The organism is Acetobacter ascendens (genome assembly GCF_001766235.1).
GTDB classification, from domain to species: Bacteria; Pseudomonadota; Alphaproteobacteria; order Acetobacterales; family Acetobacteraceae; genus Acetobacter; species Acetobacter ascendens.
Genome location: NZ_CP015165.1, coordinates 34080 through 49380 on the forward strand (window position 1 = coordinate 34080; position 15301 = coordinate 49380).

Annotated in this window: 11 protein-coding genes and 5 pseudogenes; 8 read left to right on the forward strand and 8 right to left on the reverse strand. The window is 50.4% G+C overall.

The window, feature by feature from the left end:
- Positions 1-384 precede the first annotated feature (384 nt).
- The 4 genes from A4S02_RS14110 to A4S02_RS15750 form a co-directional block, all read right to left on the reverse strand.
- Positions 385-1209, reverse strand: a complete 825-nt coding sequence (locus A4S02_RS14110) for an IS5-like element IS12528 family transposase (protein WP_082246712.1) — start codon at positions 1207-1209, stop codon at positions 385-387.
- 234 nt (positions 1210-1443) lie between these two features.
- Positions 1444-1935 carry a type II toxin-antitoxin system YhaV family toxin gene (locus A4S02_RS14115; protein WP_070324315.1) on the reverse strand — a complete coding sequence of 164 codons (492 nt, stop codon included), beginning with the start codon at positions 1933-1935 and terminating at the stop codon, positions 1444-1446.
- Positions 1936-1937: 2 nt separating this feature from the next.
- Entirely contained in the window at positions 1938-2270 is a 333-nt protein-coding gene (locus tag A4S02_RS14120) for a type II toxin-antitoxin system PrlF family antitoxin (protein WP_012813160.1), read from the reverse strand.
- A gap of 746 nt (positions 2271-3016) precedes the next feature.
- Positions 3017-3253, reverse strand: coding sequence for a hypothetical protein (locus A4S02_RS15750; protein WP_157885565.1), 237 nt, complete (start codon positions 3251-3253; stop codon positions 3017-3019).
- A gap of 350 nt (positions 3254-3603) precedes the next feature.
- On the opposite strand from A4S02_RS15750, the gene A4S02_RS15755 reads away from it, so the two are divergent.
- From A4S02_RS15755 to A4S02_RS14140, 4 genes and pseudogenes are all read left to right on the forward strand, one after another.
- Positions 3604-3753 (forward strand): hypothetical protein, encoded by a 150-nt coding sequence (locus A4S02_RS15755; protein ID WP_157885566.1) that lies wholly within the window; start codon positions 3604-3606, stop codon positions 3751-3753.
- Between the two features lie 380 nt (positions 3754-4133).
- Positions 4134-5213: an IS110 family RNA-guided transposase gene (locus A4S02_RS14130; RefSeq protein ID WP_019088945.1), complete on the forward strand. Its 1080-nt coding sequence runs from the start codon at positions 4134-4136 to the stop codon at positions 5211-5213.
- 16 nt (positions 5214-5229) lie between these two features.
- Positions 5230-5537, forward strand: a pseudogene (locus A4S02_RS14135) (integrase core domain-containing protein); the annotation flags it as partial.
- Positions 5538-5579: 42 nt separating this feature from the next.
- A pseudogene (locus A4S02_RS14140) lies at positions 5580-5820 on the forward strand (transposase); the annotation flags it as partial.
- 231 nt (positions 5821-6051) lie between these two features.
- Here A4S02_RS14140 and A4S02_RS14150 read toward each other — a convergent pair.
- From A4S02_RS14150 to A4S02_RS15445, 3 genes and pseudogenes are all read right to left on the reverse strand, one after another.
- On the reverse strand, positions 6052-6285 hold the full coding sequence (locus A4S02_RS14150; protein WP_019089587.1) for a hypothetical protein: 234 nt from the start codon (positions 6283-6285) through the stop codon (positions 6052-6054).
- Between the two features lie 29 nt (positions 6286-6314).
- Complete coding sequence (locus A4S02_RS14155) at positions 6315-8033, reverse strand: hypothetical protein (RefSeq protein ID WP_228142405.1); 1719 nt, start codon at positions 8031-8033, stop codon at positions 6315-6317.
- Positions 8034-8602: 569 nt separating this feature from the next.
- Positions 8603-8950: pseudogene (locus A4S02_RS15445) on the reverse strand (integrase core domain-containing protein); the annotation flags it as partial.
- A 91-nt stretch (positions 8951-9041) separates the two neighbouring features.
- On the opposite strand from A4S02_RS15445, the gene A4S02_RS14165 reads away from it, so the two are divergent.
- The gene (locus tag A4S02_RS14165; protein WP_070324115.1) at positions 9042-10427 is read left to right on the forward strand and encodes an IS1380 family transposase; all 1386 of its coding nucleotides are present in this window, start codon (positions 9042-9044) and stop codon (positions 10425-10427) included.
- A gap of 149 nt (positions 10428-10576) precedes the next feature.
- Entirely contained in the window at positions 10577-11533 is a 957-nt protein-coding gene (locus A4S02_RS14170) for a carbohydrate porin (RefSeq protein WP_228142406.1), read from the forward strand.
- A gap of 89 nt (positions 11534-11622) precedes the next feature.
- Here A4S02_RS14170 and A4S02_RS14175 read toward each other — a convergent pair whose 3' ends face one another.
- On the reverse strand, positions 11623-12546 hold the full coding sequence (locus tag A4S02_RS14175; RefSeq protein ID WP_070324318.1) for a LysR family transcriptional regulator: 924 nt from the start codon (positions 12544-12546) through the stop codon (positions 11623-11625).
- Positions 12547-12666: 120 nt separating this feature from the next.
- Between A4S02_RS14175 and A4S02_RS14180 the strand changes: the two are divergent.
- Positions 12667-14303: pseudogene (locus A4S02_RS14180) on the forward strand (MFS transporter).
- 15 nt (positions 14304-14318) lie between these two features.
- Positions 14319-15299, forward strand: a pseudogene (locus A4S02_RS14185) (HlyD family secretion protein); the annotation flags it as partial.
- Positions 15300-15301 lie beyond the last annotated feature (2 nt).

Genomic DNA, 15301 nt, shown 5'->3' on the forward strand with positions numbered 1-15301 from the left:
CGCATCATCAATGTATGCATATCCCGTTATTCCTGTTCGTTTAGCACATCTTCATAATGGTTTAGCGGGATATTGATATTATCGCAGGTAGGTATGGGGAAGAGGGCGGAGTTTGAAGTCAAGTAAGTTTAAGTAAAGTAAATGGAGGGTTCTAAAAACCCCTATTTTGATTTTTCCAGTAGTAGCGATATCAATGGGTTACGATTTTTATACAGGCGGAAAAGAGGGTTTTTAGAACTCTCCAAATGGCCGGCTTTGCCATTTCCTGATGACATTCAGGCGTGATTAAACTGATGGATATCCGAAGTAACCAGCGCGATATAGTCCTGCTATCATCGCGCTTGATGCCTAACCGTCAAAACTAGTTAGAGCCCTTTTGGAAATTCACGGATGAGCGTTTCGGCGTAGCATGAGGCTTCCCATGGCGATGTGGATCATGGCCTCTGCGACGTCGATCCGCTGTTCGTAGTCCTTCACAAGGCGACGCCAGCGGATCATCCAACCGAAGGTCCGTTCCACAACCCACCGACGCGGCAGGATTTCAAACCCTTTTGCTGTCTCTGACCGCCGGATGATCTCGACTGTGAAGTCGAGAAACGTGGCCTTATCCATCAACTGGAGACGGTCATAGGCTCCATCGGCAAACAGGTGCTTCACCCAAGGCCAGCGTTTACGAATGGCATCAAGGATCATCTGTCCTCCTGCACTGTCCGAAATATCGGCTGTTGTCAGCTGGACCAGGAGAAGGCGGCCATCCGTATCAACTGCGATGTGACGTTTCCGACCGACGATCTTCTTGCCTGCGTCATAACCACGTGTCTTTGCGTGGGGTGCCTTGATACTCTGGCTATCAATGACACCACCCGATGGACTGGTTTCGCGTCCTGTCGCTTCACGATCGAGCATCAGACAGACATCATGAATGGTCTGGAACAGGAAACGGCGCATCAGCCTGCGGAACCACCAGTAAACCGTTTGCCATGGGCCAAAATGAACCGGAAGCATCTCCCAACCGCAGCCTGAGCGCACGAGATAGCGCAGAGCATTGATGATCTCACGGAAATCGGTTGTCCGTTTCCGACCACGCCGGTTCGCAGGGGGCATCAGAGGCGCTATGCGCTCCCATTCCTCATCTGTCAGATCAGACGGATAGCGTTTCGTCTTGCGTGTAATTCCGGCCATGCGGCCTCGTTGTGCTGGCGTCCACATCCTACCTTTGAATCACGCTCAAAACCTCTTGAAAACCTATCATAGCGAATTTCCAAAAGGGCTCTTAGCATGCTGCCAACGTGATTTACGGTCGAGGCTTCGTGCGTCCCCAACCGCCATTGCGCTATTGGATTTAAGCCTAATGGCGAAAACGCATCCTTAGCATGGTTCAGGCGCAGCCCACAGTCCGATCCAAAGGACAATATGCAATGCTGTAACGTTAAACTGCATTCGTCACGAATTTGGAGGAGAGGACTTACCCAGCCGGTCAACTGTAGCCTGATCAGACGCAGCCGCACAAAGAGCGTCCCAATCGTCTGGCGGGTTGCCCTTCTGTAGCATCGCCTTGAAAACTTTGTAAGCGTCAGTCCTTGAACCATAGGTGCGCAATTTCGTCTCATCGTTCACCCAAGCGAAGACGATTATTTTCTCGGCTGAACTATAGCGGAAGAACAGGCGAAAGCGACCATTCCCGAACTTTGCCCTAAACCAATGCTTGTGCGCTTCACCAAGCGTTCCGCCTTGTCTATAGACGGTTGCTGTCGGATCGGCAGGGATTGACTGGAAGATCAGCTTGTTCAAAGCGGCCAATAACTTCGTGCTCGGTTTCTTTTGATATTCGTGGGGCTTTTTTTCCTTCAACTCTTCAACAGCGCCGATGAGCTTTTCCAACTGATCGAGAAAGAGCGGATGCGCTAGGATGGTCCAGCCATTAATCGTCAGCATGGTCAGAGCGCCACATCACCTTCAATCTCATCATCGAGATCAACGTCCATATTCCCGACAAGCGCGGCTACGCGATCAGGCAGACTGGCAGGTAAGTTGACAAGGCGTGAACGGGAATGGTCGAGCATGTCCTTCTCCAGAAATTCGAGGAAGCGCTCAACGACTGGATCGCTTGTCTCTTCTGTAGCCTTCTCGACATGAACACGGCGCTGATCGTCCACGACGAACGCAATACGCCCACCATAGTCTACACCTAAAGCCTTCCGGACGCTCTTGGGAATAGTCGTCTGGCCCTTAGCGGTGATAGTGCTTTCTGCTTTCAGCAAGTCGACCATGGCTTAACTCCAGTTTTAACTTTCTTTATAAGTAAGGAAATTCCCTTACTTTGTCAAGATGGTCATGCTTCGGCTCAGGATCTAATGATTTGATTGCGGAAATCTGATTCAGGCTCAGTGAAGTGACTGGAGATGAGCGACCTGTTTTGGCTGACGAACGAACAAATGGAGCGTCTGCGGCCCTTTTTCCCAAAGAGCCACGATAGAAGCCCGTGTTGATGAGTGTCCCAACTGATCTACCCAGTGACGCCGTTGTCAGTCGCGGCAGGGAGATAATCAACAGGTCTTCATCACGGAAACAATGGTTTCCTGATATTCTGCTTTTTTGCCGTGTGTCCACTGGACCAATGCAGGTAAAAACATGACCGCAATCAGGAAATTTCCCGATTTATTGCCGGGCTTTACTTGGCGGGATATCGAGGTGAATGACGTGCGGATCCGCACGGCTATCCTTTGGCGTCAGCAATACGGATCTCGGTTGAACTGAAGCTTTCTCTGAAAGCCGCCTATATCTACCTTGAGCCTTTTTCTTTACCAGATGCCTGCGAAATTTTTGTTTTTTAGCTTATGAAGCATGTTTATTAAACTGAAAGATGGATAATCAAATATCAGTCTTTACTTATTTTGATGATCTGTAGAAGCATTCAAATATAAACTATAGACTCATAAAATAGATAAAATTTCCCTATATATAAAAAATATTTTAAGAAATTACGAAAAATCATCAATAATAAATGGATTATATATTAAATATTTACGAGAGATAGACTTGTTTTAACTGTATGGCCGGCCCGTACGGCTGGTTCGTGCACGTGCCCGAGGATACTGCCGTAGGCACGTGGGATGGAACGCCTGCGCTGACGGCCATTCTTGCCCACGCCCGTGCCCTTGGCTGCGATCATGTTCTGATCGATGCGGATGGTCCCGTGGATGACGCCCTGCCCTGGTTCGATGAGGACTGACCAGCCCACGCGGACGAGCATCCAGACCAGACGGTCCTGAACAAAAGAAAAACGGAAGGAGAGGCGGAGAAGGGGCTCTCATGGGACGCGCGCGCGGCAGCGGTGCGAACATACGGCCCCGGAACCCTGATTTTTGCTGATCTCGACATTGGAGAGCGGTTTCATTTCGCGAGCAGTCCGTGCGCTTCGGTCTGCGTGAAAATCCGTCGACGCCGATACAGCCTCGCCGGACGGGTCTGTTATGCCCAGCCCGGTCAGGCCGTCGTGCGGCTGACGGTGTCAGAAACTGACAGCGCCATCTCCGCATGAACCCGACGCTCCCCCGGGAGCGTCCTTCCTTCCCATTCCTCCATCCGACAAGGACATGGCTCATGATGACGTCCCACAGCGCTTTTGTGCGCGCCCTGCGTGATTTCCTTTCCCTGTGCTTCGGTGCGCTGGCCTTCGTGGTCATGGTTTTCTTCATCCTGTGCGCGCCCAGTTTTCTGGGCGGGTCCGTTCCTGTCTACCGTGCCCCATGATGATGGCCAACCGATGAGCAGGGAGGCCCGGCTCATGGCGCTGGTGAACGCGGCTCTGGCCTGGGAGCGGGATGCTTTCGAGAGCGACAGTCCGATAGTCAGAAGATGGTCGCTAGCTTCCGGACGGTTTGTCTCACACTCCGATCGACCACGGTAGACTGGCACTGTGAGGTGCCCGGAACGGTTTGACCCGTATTCCGATCGACCGTTGTGTCTTTCCACGGACCTGTCGACTGTCCGGAAGCACCTCGCGGAAAGGCTATGCCTTGGCCATTGCCTGTGACCCGAGAAGGGCCTGACCTGATGAGGTCTCATGACTGTCCTGTCCATGCAGCGGACCTTGGCCTAGCCATCACGACAGAGAAGCGCGAGGAACCGTCATGGACAAAAACGAAGAAAGACTGCGTCAGGTTGTTGGCGGTGTCGACACCCACAAGGATCTGCATGTTGCAGCCATTGTTGACGAGCAGGACCATGTGATCGGCACACAGAGTTTCCCCACGACAAGACAGGGGTATCGGCAGATGCTGGCCTGGATGCGAGCCGCAGGTGATCTCGTGCGTGTGGGTGTTGAATCAACCGGCAGCTATGGTGCTGGCCTGTTGCGTTATCTTCAGGCTGCTGAGGTTGAAGTTCTGGAAGTCACGGCGCCGGATCGACATGATCGGCGTCGGCGTGGAAAGAATGATGATCTGGACGCCCAGAACGCAGCGCACGCCGCCTTTGCAGGCCAACGCACCGTTACACCACGACGCAGGGACGGCATGGTGGAAGCACTCCGGGTCTTGAGAGCGTGCCGCAAAACTGCCGTAAGTGCACGACGGATTTCCCTGCAGATGATCCAGAACACCATCATTGCGGCCCCAGATACCCTGCGTGAGCATCTTCGCTCCATGACCCGCATGCAGTTGATCCGCACTCTTGCTGCCTCCCGACCGGATCTCACGGCTTATCGCGATATCGAGGCAGCTTATCGGATCAGCCTGAAATCTCTTGCGCGTCGCTACCTTGAACTGCATGACGAAATTGGTGAACTGGATCTGATGATCAAGGCTATTGTTGAGGAACTGGCACCTGACCTCATTGCCAGAAATTCCATAGGCTATAATGGAGCAGCGCAACTTCTTCTGACGGCCGGCGACAATCCAGACCGCCTGAAATCAGAGGCCAGCTTCGCTGCCCTTTGCGGTGTCACGCCTGTTCCGGCGTCCTCTGGAAAAACAATTCGTCATCGTCTGAACCGAGGTGGTGATCGGGCGGCTAACAGCGCCCTGCATATCATCGCGATTGGACGCCTGCGAACAGATGAAAAAACACGCGCCTATGTTGCCAGGCGTGTGGCAGAAGGACATTCCAAACTTGAGGTTATCCGTATCCTCAAGCGCTATATCGCCCGTGAGGTCTACGGGATCATCATACGCCGACATCGGGACATCAACGCCACACGTTTTGCTACTTGACAAACAGAAGGGCGTCCGCGGCTGTCAGTATGTGTCCATTCGCTACACGCAAAGACTGGCTGAAGAGGGCCTTGTTGCTTCTGTCGGAAGCGTTGGAGATTCCTATGATAACGCCCTGGCGGAGACCATCAACGGACTTTATAAAACCGAACTCATCTATCGGCAGGGACCATGGAAAAACAGGGAAGCTGTTGAACTAGCAACACTTAAATGGGTCGACTGGTTCAATCATCGACGGATCCTGTCCTCCATTGGAAACATCCCCCAGCAGAAGCTGAGGCACGCTTTTATGCACAACAGAAATCACATGCATTAGCCGCTTAAATCAGATAAAAAACGTCTCCACAAAACCCGGGGCAATTCAATGCGTCGAATGCCCTTCGTGAACGGATATGGGGCATGGGAGCCCAGCCCGCCATTCCTGCGAAACGACGCGATGGGCCGGTCGCCTGCCCAAAATGGGCCTATCGGTGTCGACATCTTGTCGAGAACCTCTGGGCTCGCCTCAAGGAGTGGCGCGCTGTCGCAACCAGATACGAAAAAAACAGCAACGTCGTTCCTCGCGGTCATCCACATCGCTGCCGCAGCAGACTGGATCAAGCACTAACTGGCCCTAGCATCCTCAAGTTGATCGATGGTATACCTCTGCTAATTTGCATATATCGTATTGGTGATTGTGAGAAAATCATTTCAGAAATCAAAAGCATCCATTTATCAGATACTTTTCCCATGACCTCTATAGCCAAATCTCCTTCATTGAAACTCCCCATCTTCAAAGATTTATAAAGCTTTTTTTGCTTTTCTTTGTTTATCATAAGGCTATCACAACTTTGAGGGCCTATTGCTCTTTTAAAGTTAAATAATGCGCTGTACCAACTTCAATCATATGCTTACCAATTTTTACAAAATCGCCTTCTTCCCACTTCCGTGTACGGCTGATAGAAAAACTAACGGCATAGGCTGCTCCGATGAGATAATTACCCATTGCTTCCAAAGTATCATTTTGATGAATACATTGTTCAGCTACCTGACGAGCTATGTGTTCAGGATCAATAGTAATACGAAGCTTCATCGGGGCAAACTCATTTATCGTAACAACTATTACTGGAATGGCATATAGCGAATTGAAATGAAAGCCATATTATCATCAGTATGCGGTTTTGGACCGCCCACTCCAGAGAAGCCAATAACATCCGTATGAGAGAACTGAGCACCCAGTGCAAGTGTCCCATAATCACCCTGCGAATAACGCCACCACATACCAATAGTGCCTTGAGCTACGCGCTTAATATTTGCATTACAACCCAAGGAACTATATTCTATATTGCAACCGGCAACGTTATATTGAGAGTTTCCGTAACCATAAGGAGTTCCACCTACACTATACGAACTACGCTTCAGTATCTCTTCCATGCCACCATAGGCATATATATCAATCACTTTGCTCGGATGCCAGATAAGGCCCACTAGCGTTTGCGCTTCCGGAAGAGGGGCTGGAGAACCGTTCCTATTAGTTGTCGTGTCAGGCAAATTGGACGTACCATAGCGCCCGATACCGTAGCCCATCATCCCCGAAGCTTCGAAATCAAATTTCTTCTTGACAATTGGAATGATCATTCCACCGCCACCTCCACCAGCAACGGCAGTATGGCTTTTTCCGCCTCCATTGTAACTCAAGCGATCATGCATGAAACGCATTAAGCCATACGCTTCAAAATGACCAAAACTCGGGTCGGCTGTGCCTTTTAAAATGATATCTGGAGCTACATCTGTTGAATATGTAGTTGTACTATTTTCAACCTGTCCACCGGAATTGTTATAAGTAAGCTTTTCACCGTTAGCAGTATAAAAATTCCCACCCCATATAGATTGGGGATTTTCAATAGAAAGCCCTATATGATATTCGTGATTATGAAATCCTTTAACAAATCGCACGCCAGTATTGCGGGTCCACGTGAAACCAGGCACGTACTGAGCATCTATGACAAGTGGTATATCTTCACTACGCATAGACATACCTTTTTTGAACATAGTCGCCATAGACCATGCTTGCCCACCCATGACGTAGAAATCATGTGCATGATCCTCTAATTCACCATACATGAGACGTGAACGCAATACATAACTGTTACTCTGCCTTGAATTCGAAGAGGAACCTGCTCCCTGAAAATCTAACTCTGTGTATCCAGAAACACTAAGATTCGATGTAATATCTGCACCAACTAATGCTGCAAAACGACTCTGACGCTCAGACTGATGAAACTCATTTATATGAGCATTAGGACTATTGCCCCACGGGATAGCACCAAAATTTGAACTGATGTCAGCTGTTTCGTTGCGAGAACGGAACATTCCGGCCATTTCCACAAAACCACCCAATGTGATCGAGATACGACTTACATTAAATTGTCCTTTACGAAATCCTCTTGAAGGTGCATCTAGCGACATCGGCACAGGGATACCAGTAAGTTTTGCATATGTTGTTGGAGCGTTTTTAGCATCTGACGGCCCTACAGTCAGAAAAGGTCTCTTAGATAATTCCTCGCCCTCTCCAAAACGAACAGAGCCATCCATAGCTTTCTGACCAACACGATGCATATGTTCGGCAGACAGTTTCTTTAATTTCGTAATTTCTTGGTCGCGTTGCATCTGATGCGCCTTCATCTGCTGCAGCTGCCCTTGCATCAATTTAATTTGCTTTTCCATCATATCAATTTGCGCTGATGCAGCCGAGGCAGAATCTAACCCAACCATTGAGTAAGAAAATACAGATGTAGACAGAAAAAGTCCGATCGTTGAACGAGAAGGACGGAACAACATTTCAACCTCTAAGCTTCAGAAAGTGACGCTCAGTCCTAATAGGAGATATAAAAAAATTGCGTGCGAGAGTTTCGTGACACTTAAGTTAAAGTTTCATGAAATCAAAAAATGTGTATTTTTTTCGATTGCATTTGCGATGTACGAGAAATAAATATGCGTGTCGATATTCGTTAAATTTCCTTGCAACATAAGTCTAAGCGGGTATCAATGCGAGCATACAATCAGTAATCGGACTTTTCTAAAGGTTCGTTGTCTCGGCCTGAACACGTCTGACCAATGTGGCTAAAGACACACCAGCAATGGAAGAGGCATGTCTGTAGCTTTTTCCAGAGGCTAAAAGGTCAGGGGCATGTTGCACCTTTGCAGAACTGGCTTTGGGTCTGCCTATGGGACGACCTGTTTTCGTTCCATATTTCTGGGCATGGTCTATGCCACTCCTGATGCGCTCATTAATCGTCTCACGCTCATTTTGAGCAATGACAGACATCAGCAGATAACTGACACGGCTTGACCTGTCTGACGTATCAACTGGACGTGTCCCGGTTTAGTTCTGGACCTTGGGTTATCTGTTAAGCGGCGTTGCGCTCATAATCCAGAGGGCTTTTCCATTGAATTGCGGAATGCAGCCTCTGAGGATTATAGAAATCATTGATGTAGGATGTCATAGCCTGCTCGACCTCCTGACGCGTCATCCATGCGTGCCGCCACAGAAGTTCAGCTTTCACGGTCTTGAAGAAGCTTTCCGTGACCGCATTGTCCCAGCAGTTTCCCTTTCTGCTCATGGACACGATAAAACCATGGGTAGAAAGGAGTTTGCGGTAATCCTCTGAACAATACTGACTGCCACGATCCGCATGATGGACGCAGCCTGGTGGTGGCTGACGCAAGGCAATAGCGCGCTGTAACGCTGTCGTCGCGGAAATCTCACGGAAGGGTTGTACATCGGGTTAGATTATGAAAAAGTCTATTTTGTGTAAAAGAAATTTTCGTAAGCTATAAGAAAACCCGATGCAGACAGAGTGTAGCGCAGGCGCGTATGAGTTTCCAGCCTCCTGTGGACGGCGTGTTGTGGCCCGTTTTGACGGGGGTCGCATGAGTTCGGATGGGGGCGTCATTCTGGTGAAGCAGGCTGATGACATTCTGGGTCTCAGCCGCCGCTTTGCTGCCTGTTTTCGCGATAAGCGGCATCCCGGCTTTGTGGAATACCGGGTTGAAGACCTTGTCCGTCAGCGGATCATGGGCCTGGCACTGGGCTATGAAGACCTTAATGACCATGACGCTTTACGTCATGATCCTGTCATGGGTCTGGTATCGGGACGTCTGTCAGGAAGCCGGGCCAACTGTGCGGCACTGGCAGGAAAATCCACGCTGAACCGGCTAGAGCGCAGTGGGCAGCAGGCAGATCGTTACTGCCGCATCATTGCTGATCATGAGGCCCTGGCTACCCTGTTCGTGACGCTTTTCATGGACCAGCATGAGCGCGCACCCGCCCGGATCGTTCTGGATGTGGATGCCACCGATGACCGTATCCATGGCCATCAGGAAGGCCGGGCCTTTCATGGATATTACGGCCATAACTGCTATCTGCCGTTATACATCTTCTGCGGGGACCATCTCCTCAGCGCTACCCTGCGCACGGCAGACAGGGACCCGGGGAAGGAAGCACTGGCAGACATCCGCCGGATCGTGGAGCAGATCAGGAGCCGCTGGCCCCGGGTGCGTATCCTGGTGCGTGGGGACAGCGGTTTCGCCCGGGACAGTCTGATGACATGGTGCGAAGACAACCACGTTGACTTCCTGTTCGGGCTTGCAGGCAACACCCGCCTGTATGACCGGATTGCCTCTTTGTCCGCTGAGGTTCGTGACGAAGCCGCCACGACAGGCAGAGCTGCGCGCGGTTTCGCCTCCTTTGACTGGATCACAAAGGACAGCTGGACGCGCCGCAGGCGGGTCGTGGCCAAGGCCGAATGGCGCCACGGCAACCGCTATCATCGCTTTATTGTCACCACGCTACCGCAGGGAATGTCCGACCCCCGCCATCTCTACGAACAGATTTACTGCGCACGCGGGGATATGGAAAACCGCATCAAGGAATGCCAGATGGATCTGTTCTCAGACAGGACCTCGTCCCACACCATCCGGGCCAACCAGCTCCGGCTGTGGTTCTCGGCCGCAGCCTATGTCCTGCTGACCGCTCTGCAAAGACTGGCCCTTGGCCAGACCAGCCTGGAGACGGCGACCTGTGGCACCATACGCGCACGACTGCTCAAAATCGCGACACGTGTAACGCTCAGCGTCCGTCGGATTGTCCTGTCCATGCCGGACATGTTCCCCTGTCAGCATGAATTCGCCCTCGCTCATGCACGATTGCGAAGGCTCCGGCAGGCCATCTGAAGAAACAGACAGTGCACAGACCACATAGCTTCCACCAACACTGCCTTCTCAGGCCGTGACACCCTCACTGCGTTCAGAACCCGCCGCCAGAAGCAGAATATCGTCAATATTCCAGATCGGGCTCCTGTGGGATGACTGAATTCTACAAAATGACCCGAAATTGCCTCAAGTGTGAGAAATCCGCGTCAAACCCGAAAGGTGGTGAGTTTGAAGGCTCGGAACTGTATTGTCAGTTTGCAACCTTCCTGTGTTCATCACCAACAACATTTACAATTGATGGCTCATCACCATCATTTACGGTTTCATCATGGAGTGCACGTGTGCTGATCAAGCCCACAGCTTCTACGTATATTAAAGGCGGTATCTGGGAAGTAGAACCTTGGGTGCGCGCCAAAAACCATAATGGTTGGCCTGGACCAGACTGGGGATTTGATAAAGCAGAGGGCGAATTCATACCCGTTGAAGCCGGATATCATACAGACTTTACAACAGATAAGTATCCTCGCGCTTACAGCCTTGGCTTTACGTATGATACCTCTATTTACAGTGATCCACTTTATAACACCGAGCATCAAGTTTACGCATTAGCGGGCGGCAAGGCACAACCACGCCGTGGGCGTACAACTGTATACGCGCAAGCCCAGCAGATGATCTGGAAGCCCGACCCGAATGATACACGAGGGCTTATTGTTTTTGGGTCTGCAAACTTTCTGACATCGGGAGATGGCACCGTAAGAAATGGCTTTGTGGCAGGTCTGTTTGACTGGGGACCTTTCCGTTCACGACCGAGGGATTATGTAGGCCTCGTGTTCCAGAGTTATTTGTGGAATCGTAAAGTCGTGCATTCCATGAATGCTTCTTTGCAAGACGAAGGTTATCGCAATCAATGGAATAGTTCGGAAACAATGATGGAACTGAACTATGGCTTGAATGTTGCGCCAGGTGTTATGGCAACGCCTTATTTTGAATATATTTGGAACCCCGATCAGCTTGCATCTTCCAGAGTGCTGCCTAATGTTAAATATGCTGCGCAGGTTGGCTTAATGGTTAACTTTGAAATTAACCCCGGCCTTAATCTTCCTGAACTGCATAGGTATAGAAAGTAATATTCTATATTTATGAGAGTTTGCATGGGTATAGGGAATGTTCTGGAAAGCTGGGTATGCTTTCCAGAGTTTCTCATCCTCTAATCACATCAAGGAGGAAATTTTCCTAATACCTGTCGGGAAACACGGAAAAGCGTTTCTCTTAGCCAGCGATGTACTGGGTCCATGTCACGGCGAGGATGCCACGCCTGAAAAGCTTCTACAGATGGAAGTGAGAGCGGAAATTCAAAAGATGTTAGCCCAAGGGCATCTTGAGAGATATGATCAATCACAATGCCCGGTAATGGCAGAATGAGATCTGTATTTTTCATGCTTTCTATCATTGCATGATAATTGGGCACCACCATCGCAATCTTGCGTGTGAGTCCATGTTGATTACGCAGCATCCAATCAATAGGGCCTTGTGCCCGGCCCCTGCGTGAAACACTGATATAATCGTAGCGTACCATGCTTTGAGGTGTGATGGGTTCTGCCAGAATAGGGTGCCCTTTACGCACAAGGCCCCGCATATAGTCTCGGAAAATAGTTTGGCGGCGTATTTCGGGCTTCATCATTTCTGTTGCGCCGATGTACAAATCTACACTGCCATCACGCAGTGGATCAGATGCAGCAGCATCAAGTTCGGGCGCCCAGATAACTTCACAGCGTGGGCAATCCGTTTTCAATGCTTCTAAAAGTGGAAGCGCCAGGGCTGCCACAACCAGATCATTCGCCCGAAGGGTAAAAGTAGGCGCCATGTTTGCCAGATTGGCGAGCTCGCGTGTTTCTATCAGGCTGTCTGCGGCTACAACAACATCCTGCACACGGTTGAGTATGCCAGCCGCAAAGGCCGATGGGGTCATGCGTCGGCCAGATTGCACAAGAATGGGGTCAGCAAACGCTTTGCGTAATTTGGCAAGCTGGCGGCTCATGGCCGGTTCACTGACTTTTAGCCGGCGTGCAGCGAGAGAGACGCTTTCTTCTTCGATAAGCACCTGAAGGTAGCGTAGCAGGTCGAGATCATAACCTTTCATCCCTCCAGAAATAGATGTTGATTTATGGAATGACCAGAATTTTCTATTCCGAAAATCGAATTCGTCACTTATCAGAAATGGGGGTTGTCGGAGATGCAGCAGACCGCTTGAAGTGCGTGTATGAACAACGCTGCTTCTGCACAAGGGGTTGGTGCACCAGTTATTCACGCCGCACCACCACGCCCTTCCTACATTCCACCCTTTGGCCTGCGTACTGTTATTGGCTGTTTGGGCATGCTGCTTGCTGTGCATGTTGCAGGGTTTAATGAGCATGTGACCGAGATCGGTCTCTCCGATATTCGGGGTGCCATGCACATTGGCCACGATGAAGGCACGTGGGTGATTGCGATTTATGAGGCATTCAATATTGCAGCCATGGCGTTTACGCCGTGGTTTTATATGACGTTCTCAATCTATCGCTTTTCTATTTTCATGACGGCCATCATGGCGCTGCTTTCTATTCCCGCGCCCTTTATGCCAGATGTGACTTCACTTTGTATTCTGCGTGCCTTTCAGGGGTTAACAGCAGGTTGTCTGCCGCCTGTGCTGATGACTGTGATGCTGAAATACCTTCCTCCAGAAATACGGGTATTTGGTATTGGTGGATATGCCATGAGTGCTACCTTTGGGTCTAATCTGGGTTTACCGTTGGAAGCATTCTGGTTCGAGTGCATGGGTTGGCATTGGCTGTATTGGGAAATTATTCCAACAGCAGCATTGGCTATTGCAATGATGGCTTATGGGTTGCCGAAAGACCCAATGCACTTTGAAAGATTTGAAAAGTTTAACTGGCTTGGCTTGTTGGTAGGGCTGCCGGCCATCTGTTCCTTAGTGGTTGTACTGTATCAGGGAGATAGGTTGGACTGGTTCCGCTCCCCCGTAATTACGGATCTGACATTCTGGGGTGGGGCAGCATTTATTGTCTTTGTGATTAATGAGGCATTTCATCCCAGCCCTTATTTTCGCATTCAGTACTGGCGATCCCGTAATATTCAGGCGGCTCTGCTTTCCTTGGTGGGTATTCTCGCCATTTGTGCGATTATGGGGGATATTCCTGCCACCTATCTGTCTGCTGTGCGTGGGTATCGGCCTATTCAAACAGCTCCGGTATCTTTGGTTGTGGCGTTGCCGCAGCTTATCATGCTGCCGTTGATTGCTGCTTTTTGTAACAGTCGTAAGGTGGATTGCCGCTTTGTGCTGGCGGGTGGCATGTTGTGTCTGGCTGCTTCTGCATGGTTGGGTACATGGCTGACTGTGGATTGGGTGCGGGATAATTTTTATCCGCTGCAAATTCTTCAGGTTTTTGGCCAACCCATGACGGTTATTCCCACCCTTATGCTGGCAACCCTTGCCATGGGGCCAGCCGATGGCCCGTTTATTTCTGGTATGGTCAATATGCTTAAAGGGTTGGCCAATGCAGTTGCGTATGCACTGTTTGCGGCATTAACCCGCCGTCGGGAACAATATCATTCCACAATGTTGCTCGATCATCATGGCACGCATGGTTTGGCCCTACAGGGTATGGGCAACCCTATTACGCAGCAGCTTTCTGTTACATCGCCCGATAGTGTGCATGTTGCTCGTAATTCACTGCAGGTTTTCCATACTTATGTGCATGAGCAGGCACTCGTTCTGGCACTGAACGATATCTATTATGTGCTGATTTGGGTTTGCCTTGGTTATGCCTGCATGAATCTTATTCTGCCGCGCCGTGTGTATCCGCCGCGCCGCCTTCCCCCAATACTCCAGCCCGCTAATCCGGAATACAGATTATGATCTACAAAAAACCGCTGCTTTACGCTGGCTGTGTCGCTGCTGTGCTTGCCCTTGTTGCATGGGGTGGTGCGCGGCTGATCAATGGTGATGGTATCAACCAATATACCAATGATGCGTACGTAACGGCAGATTTCCCCACAGTTGCCCCCAAGGTTTCAGGCCGTATTGATCGGGTTATTGCGCAGGATAACCAGCTTGTTCATGCTGGTGAGGAACTGGCGCATATTGAAGATGATGATTACCGTGCAGCCTTGGATGTAGCAAAAGGCAATGTGCTGGCCGCCCAAGGCGATGTTGCCAATCTGGAAGCCGAACTTGGTCGGCAGGATGCCGTTATTGCGCAAGCACGTGCAGCTGTATTGGCAGATCAGGCGGCACTAATGTTTGCCCGGCAGAACGCCACTCGGTATCGCAATCTTTCTTCTGGCGGTGCGGGCACAATTGAGCAAAAGCAATCTTCTGAAGCACAGGAAAAAGAAGCTGCTGCAGCTATAGCCCGAGATCAGGCTGGGGTGGATGCGGCTATTCGGCAAGTTGCTGTTTTAAAAGCTCAACTTCAGCGTGCCCGTGGTGTTTTGCTGCGCATGCAGGGTGATGAAAAACAGGCAGAACTGAACTTATCTTACTGCACCATTCCAGCCCCAATGGATGGTGTGGTGGGTGAGCGTGGTGTGCGTGTAGGGAATTATGTGCACCCCGGCACGGGTATTTTGGCTGTTGTACCTGTTCATGAAGCTTATGTGCTGGCCAATTTTCAGGAAACACAGCTTACAAAAGTGCAAACCGGCCAGAGCGCGACTATCTGGGTAGATACATTCCCCGGTCATCCCCTCAAAGCGCATGTGGATTCATTGGCACCAGCCACTGGTGTAGCTTTTGCACCTATTCAGCCAGATAACGCGACGGGTAACTTCACCAAGGTGGTGCAGCGTATTCCCGTTAAACTTACGTTTGATCCAGACCAGCCGCTTGCGGCAAA

Bases quoted from the DNA above. Each gene is read 5' to 3' on its own strand.
- A4S02_RS14110 (WP_082246712.1), bottom strand. From the start codon at position 1,209: ATGTGGACGCCAGCACAACGAGGCCGCATGGCCGGAATTACACGCAAG.
- A4S02_RS14115 (WP_070324315.1), bottom strand. From the start codon at position 1,935: ATGCTGACGATTAATGGCTGGACCATCCTAGCGCATCCGCTCTTTCTC.
- A4S02_RS14120 (WP_012813160.1), bottom strand. From the start codon at position 2,270: ATGGTCGACTTGCTGAAAGCAGAAAGCACTATCACCGCTAAGGGCCAG.
- A4S02_RS15750 (WP_157885565.1), bottom strand. From the start codon at position 3,253: ATGCTCGTCCGCGTGGGCTGGTCAGTCCTCATCGAACCAGGGCAGGGC.
- A4S02_RS15755 (WP_157885566.1), top strand. From the start codon at position 3,604: ATGATGACGTCCCACAGCGCTTTTGTGCGCGCCCTGCGTGATTTCCTT.
- A4S02_RS14130 (WP_019088945.1), top strand. From the start codon at position 4,134: ATGGACAAAAACGAAGAAAGACTGCGTCAGGTTGTTGGCGGTGTCGAC.
- A4S02_RS14150 (WP_019089587.1), bottom strand. From the start codon at position 6,285: ATGAAGCTTCGTATTACTATTGATCCTGAACACATAGCTCGTCAGGTA.
- A4S02_RS14155 (WP_228142405.1), bottom strand. From the start codon at position 8,033: ATGTTGTTCCGTCCTTCTCGTTCAACGATCGGACTTTTTCTGTCTACA.
- A4S02_RS14165 (WP_070324115.1), top strand. From the start codon at position 9,042: ATGCAGACAGAGTGTAGCGCAGGCGCGTATGAGTTTCCAGCCTCCTGT.
- A4S02_RS14170 (WP_228142406.1), top strand. From the start codon at position 10,577: ATGACCCGAAATTGCCTCAAGTGTGAGAAATCCGCGTCAAACCCGAAA.
- A4S02_RS14175 (WP_070324318.1), bottom strand. From the start codon at position 12,546: ATGAAAGGTTATGATCTCGACCTGCTACGCTACCTTCAGGTGCTTATC.